This is a genomic window from Phyllobacterium chamaecytisi (assembly GCF_020164455.1).
Taxonomy (GTDB): domain Bacteria; phylum Pseudomonadota; class Alphaproteobacteria; order Rhizobiales; family Rhizobiaceae; genus Phyllobacterium; species Phyllobacterium chamaecytisi.
This window is the reverse complement of sequence record NZ_JAIQWW010000018.1, coordinates 140475-147269: the sequence shown is the minus strand read 5'-3', so window position 1 is coordinate 147269 and position 6795 is coordinate 140475. Positions and strand designations below refer to the sequence as shown.

Below are 6795 nucleotides of genomic sequence, written 5' to 3'. Positions count from 1 at the left end.
AGGCTCAATACGCGCGGGCATGGGATCAAACGCGAGCTGCGGCTGGCGCTTGTCGCGCGGTTTTATCGGCTGGCTTTTAAGAGGTGCATCGAGGTCGGTGAGAAGTCCGATTGTCTGAAGTTTGCGTGTCGAGCTTTTTGCCATTTGCCCTCAACGGTGCACGACGAAGCTAGTTCCGCAACTTCTGATAGGTAATATTCATTACTGCATTGTTCTGCCGTTGCTGCACTGCAACAGATTCAAGTTTTCTTAAGCAACGCAAAAGTTTTGCCTCTACAACCTATTGTTGTATCCACCGAATCCCATAGCTTGCGACTGCGGGCGCAGTTTTAAGGGGTAAGGTCGGTGGCAACAAACATCAGCAGTGGGATTTTGGACAAGCGCAATGCGCTTTTCGCGGGGGTGTGCACTGCGGCATTAGCGCTAGCCTGTTCCGTATCTCCAGCTTCGGCGGCAAGTTACACGGCGAGCACCGAGGCGCAGCTGCGGACCGCCATCAACAATGCCAATGCAGATCCCGACGCCACCGCATCGATCACGCTGACCGGCAGTTTCACGGTGACGAATACCGCCCTCCCAATGCCGACCAAGCCGATGACGATCGACACACAGGGCTTCGTCCTGTCCGGCATTGCGACCGGGGCTAGCTCTGGCAGCATATTTTTCAGCGGTCCTTTGCCAGCCGGCACGGTGTCCTTTGCCGGCACCTACGTAGGCGGCAATTCGACGGCTACGGCTAGCGCCGGTGCTGGTCTTTTCTTGACGAATTCGCTTGGAGCCGGCACCGTCCAAGTTATCAATAATGGCTCCATCACGGGCGGCAACGGGATAAGTGCGGGTCGACAGGGCGGCGTCGGTGCCACCCTAAGCCCTAGTACCCCGATAACTCTGATCAACAATGGCTCGATCTCCGGCGGGACCGGAATTGCTGGGGCCTCCTCCGGCAATGGAGCGTCCGGTCTCAACCTCGGCGCCGGTACCGCACTGGTCAACAACGTCGGCGGCGTGATTCAAGGTGGGAACAGCCAAGGCACAGGTGCAGGTGCGGGCGCGTATATGAGCGGAACGACGGGCGCCATCAATTTGACCAACTACGGCACCATCCGCGGCGGCTCGGACCTGACCGGCGTGGGGACGGGAAACGCAGCAATCCGAGGTCGTCTTAACCAGCTGTCGTCAATCGCCAACTTCGGTCTGCTGCAAGGCGGGAACGGGGCGGCGGCGATTGCCCATGACGGCACTTGGAACGTCTCAATCATTAACAGGGGCACGATCCGGCCCGGCGCCGGTCAGAGCGACGCTATCCAATTCGGCGTGACGGCGACGAGCCGAGCCACACTCGAACTGCAGGCCGGATCGATCATCGAAGGCAATGTCGTCGCGAGTGTGCTCGGTGCCAATGACACCCTCCGGCTTGGCGGAACCGATGACTCCGTCTTCGATGTGTCGGCAATTGGCGCTGCCGCGCAATATCAGAATTTTGACACGTTCGAGAAGACCGGTGCCAGCACCTGGGCGCTGACCGGTACGGGAACGGCCACCACGAACTGGAATATCCAGGACGGCACCTTGCAACTCGGCAATGGCGGCACCAGCGGCAGTGTCATCGGCAGCCTCACCACCGCCAGTGCCGGTACGCTCGCCTTCAACCGCTCAGACACCTTCAGCTTCAACAATCTCGTTCTGGGCAATGGCACGATCAGCCAGATCGGTACCGGCACGACGATCGTGACCGCCGACAATTCCGCCTTCGCAGGCAGCACCACGATCAAGGCGGGCACGCTGTCGGTGAATGGTATCCTTGGCGGGACGGTGAATGTTCAGTCAGGCGGGAGGCTGCAAGGCACTGGCCAGGTCGGGACAACGACGAGCGACGGTACGATTGCGCCGGGCAACTCGATCGGCACATTGACGGTCGACGGCAACTACACCGGCAATGGTGGCACGCTGGTCATCGAGTCCGAGCTTGGCGGCGATGCTTCGCCCACAGACCGTCTCGTCGTCACCGGCGACACCGCCGGCACGACTAATGTGCGAGTGACCAATGTCGGCGGGACCGGCGCGCAGACCGTCGAGGGCATCAAGATCGTCGACGTGGGCGGCGCTTCGGGCGGCGTCTTTTCGCTGCTGGGTGACTATGTAATCGCCGGGCAGCAAGCTGTGGTGGGCGGTGCCTATGGCTATACGCTGAACAAGAATGGGGTGAGCACCCCTGGCGATGGCGACTGGTATCTGCGTTCCCAATTGGCACCGACCAGTTCGCCTACACCTCCGACCACGCCACCGCCAGCTGCTGGCCCGATCTACCAGCCGGGTGCGCCGCTCTACGAGACCTACGCCCAGAGCCTGCAGGTGCTCAATGGCGTTGGCTCGATGCAGCAGCGCATCGGCAATCGCTATTGGGCTGGCGCAGGCGGCGCGGTGATTGCCCAAGGCGATGGACCGGGAACGCCCGAGGCAGCACCTTTGCCTTCCGAAGGTGGCACGGCCACCATTGATGCCGGAGCCATATGGGCACGCATCGACGGCGCGCATTCGCGGGTCGATCCTGACCGCTCGACCACGCAGGCGGAATATGATTACAACACGTGGAGGTTGCAGTCTGGCCTCGACGGCAAGCTCTACGAAAACCAGTCCGGTACGCTGATGGGCGGCGTAACGTTCCAATATGGCGAGATTTCAACCGACGTTTCCTCCCTGTTCGGCAAGGGTTCCATCGACACCGACGGCTACGGTTTTGGCGGCACGCTGACCTGGCTCGGCCAGAACGGTTTCTATGTCGACGGGCAGACGCAACTCAACTGGTACGACAGCGATATTACCTCGGACACGCTGGGCCGCAGCCTGACCGATGGCAATGACGGTTTCGGCTACGCGCTGAGCCTCGAAACCGGCAAGCGGATCGTCCTCGACGAGAACTGGTCAATCACACCGCAAGTGCAGCTGGCCTATTCCAATGTCGATTTTGACGACTTCACCGATCCATTCGGCGCGGACGTCTCGCTGGACAAGAGCGACAGCCTGAAGGGACGCCTTGGCGTCTCAGCCGACTATCAGAATGCATGGCAGGACAGTTCGGGCAGGATGGCACGCAGCAATGTCTACGGGCTCGCCAACCTCTATCACGAATTCCTCGATGGTTCGGAGGTTGACCTTGCCGGCGTCAATTTCGCCAATGAAAGCGATCGCACCTGGGGCGGCGTCGGCGCTGGCGGGTCATACAGCTGGGCCGATGACAAATATGCGCTCTATGGCGAGGTGTCGTTGAATACCAGCCTTAGCGACTTTGCCGACAGTTACAGCGTCAATGGCACGACAGGTTTCAAGGTGAAGTTCTGATCCCTGCGTATTCAAAGCGTCCGGAAGCATCTAGCCCGAGGCCAGTCTTGGAGTTCTTTCACCATAAATATCCGGAATACCTCGCTGCGAAGAAGAGGATCAAAATCACCAAAACGCCACCAATGCACAATGACAGGACACTGGGGCGGCCATCCGGATCGTCATCGAAATCTATTCGCATAGGATCATTCCCAGCGTATGATTTGGTCGTCGCGCATTTGAGGCGATGGCACTTTCATGGAAAAATTCTAGGCTTCTTACGACAATATGCAACGCGACTTTTTGCAGTAAGGCACCACTTCTGGACTGGGCCTGCGGACGCCTGAAAAACCGACGACCAACAATTCAAACATAAGATTGAGATTAACCCCAGGACGGAACTTTCACAGCCGAATTCGTTCAATGCCCGGCTGCAACGAATTAGATCATTGCGGCGTTTAAGCCAGGCATAGAAGCTGGCCAACAGGCAATGGAGGTGGAACATGTTTCGTCCAAACCATAGGGAGCTTGATTTTCTCGGCTATCGTTTCTCTGGACAAATGGCGACGGCTGTCCTCATAGGACTTTTTTTGATCTTGGCAATAGTGATTGCAAGCCCCGTCTTGTTTATGCGGCTTTACTATTTCCAGTGAAGAATGTCGCTGGGAGGCGGGCCGCGACGGCGGATGCGGCGATAAAGGATTGATTACCAGGAGCCCATTCGGGATACGCCTTTAGTTGGACTGCCGGATGGCCATGCTCATCGCGGCCCGGATCAGGGTGTATTCTAAGAGCGCTGACCGAGTTTCCCTCACCTTATTACCCCGATCTGCGGTCAGCCTACTTGGGAGGAGGAAGAGGCAAGTTACGGTGACGCGTGTGTCTCGTTCTCCTCTCTCTCTCGCGTTTGATGCGTAATCTCAGGGCTGCCACCGATCCGGCGCCAAACCGAGCGCGCCGCCCTTATCCGCGGGATATTGCAAATAGTGCGCAAATGCCGCTTTGCTCTTGTCTGCCGCGTCCTGCTTGTCAGCCTCGACACCACTGAAATCGCCCCGTCGAAATCCATTCCCGCCGATGGTGCGCGGCGAGGCAAGCAGCGCCGCCCCGGCGAGTGCCGTGGGGCTGTTGGCGGGCAGCACTGCTGGCGAGTGAATTGCGCCAGCGTCACGGAACGACTTTGACCGGCAGACGTTGTGCCTGCGGCACCAGAACGGGAGAACGACATGAACACGCGCCTTTTCGCGCTGGGTCTCGTCGGCGGGCTGACGTGCCCTCCTGCGCTTGCCCAGGACGATGGTCAGACAGCTTTCAACAACAGCTGCCGCACTTGCCATACGATGAAGGAAGGCGACAACCGGCAAGGTCCGAACCTCGCCGGCATCGTCGGCCGCAAGGCTGGCTCATTGCCGGACTACAACTACTCGTCGTCGATGAAGCAGTCCGGCATCACCTGGCACGAGGCAAATCTCGACCAGTTCATCGCCAATCCCGACCAGGTGGTAAGAGGCAACAGCATGAAACCCTATGGCGGCATTACCGATGCCGCGCAACGCAAGACGATCATCGAGTTCCTGAAGTCGCGCGACTAATTCCTTTCGGCATGAAAACGGTCGGCGTAATGGGCCACATTTCGTTCCACATTTCGCGCCACATAGCATAGGAGAGAGGCGGGAAAATAGAGCAAAAACAGTAACCATACTCGCCCTCAGAAGCCACCCGTCAGTATCACACTTCATCAGAAGCCGCTTTGGCGATTTGTTTTCGCGTCGCGCATGCTGATCCCACGACTTACAGCCTTGGCGCATGCGGAATTACTTGATTTGCGCCATCAACTCACGCCAACGGGAGCTTATCGACGCAGGCGAGTCCTTCGCCAAGATAATCTTTTCACTTCCGGTATTACTGGTGATTATGGTGGTATAGTCGTCTCCGTCGTAGGTGAATACACTGACAATATTGTATGGGTTTACAAAGACTGTGTAGTCATCAACGTGCGTGACTGAAAGCATGCTATTTCTCCCTGACAGAACGGAAATTGAGCACGAAGATAATTGAATCTCAATTAATCACTCGGGAGTAAGTTTTGGTCGCCGCGACAGGTGGCGTTTTTCTATTCATCAATTTCGATAACTGCGTTTCTGTCGCCAGCGCAATATCGTCGCGCCGGGCCAAGGAAAGGTTCGAAGGCCGAACTGACGTCAGACCAAGGAATCCAACGCGATCTATCTGCTAAAGTCACGGTTTCGGCAGGAACCAGCAGTTTCATGCGGCAATGAAATTTGGCCACTCGGAAGCCACCCGTCCGTACATCACCTCGGTCCGACAGGCCTCGGCCCGACATCAATTTTTTGTCGACCTGAACCGGCGCCTCATGTATCCGCCCTTTGCCTTCCGTAAAATTTCGGAAATTGACTGCGCGGGGGGTGGATCACTTGGAGCTTGTTGTGCCTTTATCTTTTGAAGAAGCTCTGGCGGGGCGGGCAGTTTTCCCGATGGTTTTAATATCGTAGCTTGCATGTTCTATCTCTCCCAAAGACCAAAACAAAGCGTGCTGTGCCGCTAACTTTTGGATGTTTCGCCTAATACTCCGTCTCTCGCCCCGATGATCCGAGGCGAGAGGCGGTCTTATTTGGCGCGATGATCACGCCGCGTGATTGTCTTTAACCTGCCTGGAGCTTTGGCCAACTATAGTGTTGCCGGTACCGCCGATCGCAATCCGACGCGGCTTCATCTCCTCAGGAATCTCTTTCTTGAGTTCGATCATTAGCAACCCATTGTCGAGACGCGCATCAACAACCGTCACGTGATCGGCAAGTTCGAACCGGTGGACGAACGGCCGCAGCGCCAATCCATGATGAAGGTACTGCATCTCCTCGTCGTCGGACTTTTCGCCTTTTACCACAAGCATGTTGGGCTCATGGGTGATGGATAGGTCTTCTTGCGCAAGACCGGCTACAGCAATGACGATCCGGTATTTGTCTTCGCCAAGTTTGACGATGTCATAGGGTGGCCACTTGTCCGAGCCTTGCGGCTGAGCGGAGTTTTCAAGCAGGTTGAAAATACGGTCGAAACCGACGCTCGACCGGTAGAAGGGGGTAAAATCGACGTTGCTTCTCATAGCTAAGTCCTCCTTTGAGCAACATAGAATGAGGCGCGCCAAGAAGCTTGGCGCTCCCTGACTGTCGGCCCAACCAGTGCGACCGACGGCAAAAATTTGGTTATTGAGCTGTGCGCTGTCAAGGTTTTGCGAGTATCCAAAACAAAAAAATACGAAGTGGAAAAGTGGCCGCCATCGGTCTTAAACTCGAAGATCGAGTTTCAACTTTTGCCGCTTTTACCGCCCCCTATTGCAGTTGGAAACTTGAAACGTTTGTTGATTTAAAAGGGCAATCTATCGGCCTGTCACAGTGAATCTAGTCACTGGGTTTCGGTGACAGACTGTAGAGGGTAAACTCAACCAGCTCGTCGTCCGTA

At 56.7% G+C, this 6795-nt stretch carries 3 protein-coding genes; 2 read left to right on the top strand and 1 reads right to left on the bottom strand.

All coding sequences use genetic code 11. The features are described from left to right. Window positions 1-345: 345 nt before the first annotated feature. Together LB462_RS23940 and LB462_RS23935 are read left to right on the top strand one after the other, a co-directional pair. Entirely contained in the window at window positions 346-3339 is a 2994-nt protein-coding gene (locus tag LB462_RS23940) for an autotransporter family protein (protein ID WP_224513175.1), read from the top strand. A gap of 1205 nt (window positions 3340-4544) precedes the next feature. Beyond that, window positions 4545-4910: a c-type cytochrome gene (locus tag LB462_RS23935; RefSeq protein ID WP_224513173.1), complete on the top strand. Its 366-nt coding sequence runs from the start codon at window positions 4545-4547 to the stop codon at window positions 4908-4910. A 1052-nt stretch (window positions 4911-5962) separates the two neighbouring features. Here LB462_RS23935 and LB462_RS23930 read toward each other — a convergent pair. Continuing rightward, window positions 5963-6439, bottom strand: coding sequence for an Hsp20 family protein (locus LB462_RS23930; RefSeq protein ID WP_224513171.1), 477 nt, complete (start codon window positions 6437-6439; stop codon window positions 5963-5965). Window positions 6440-6795: the final 356 nt, after the last annotated feature.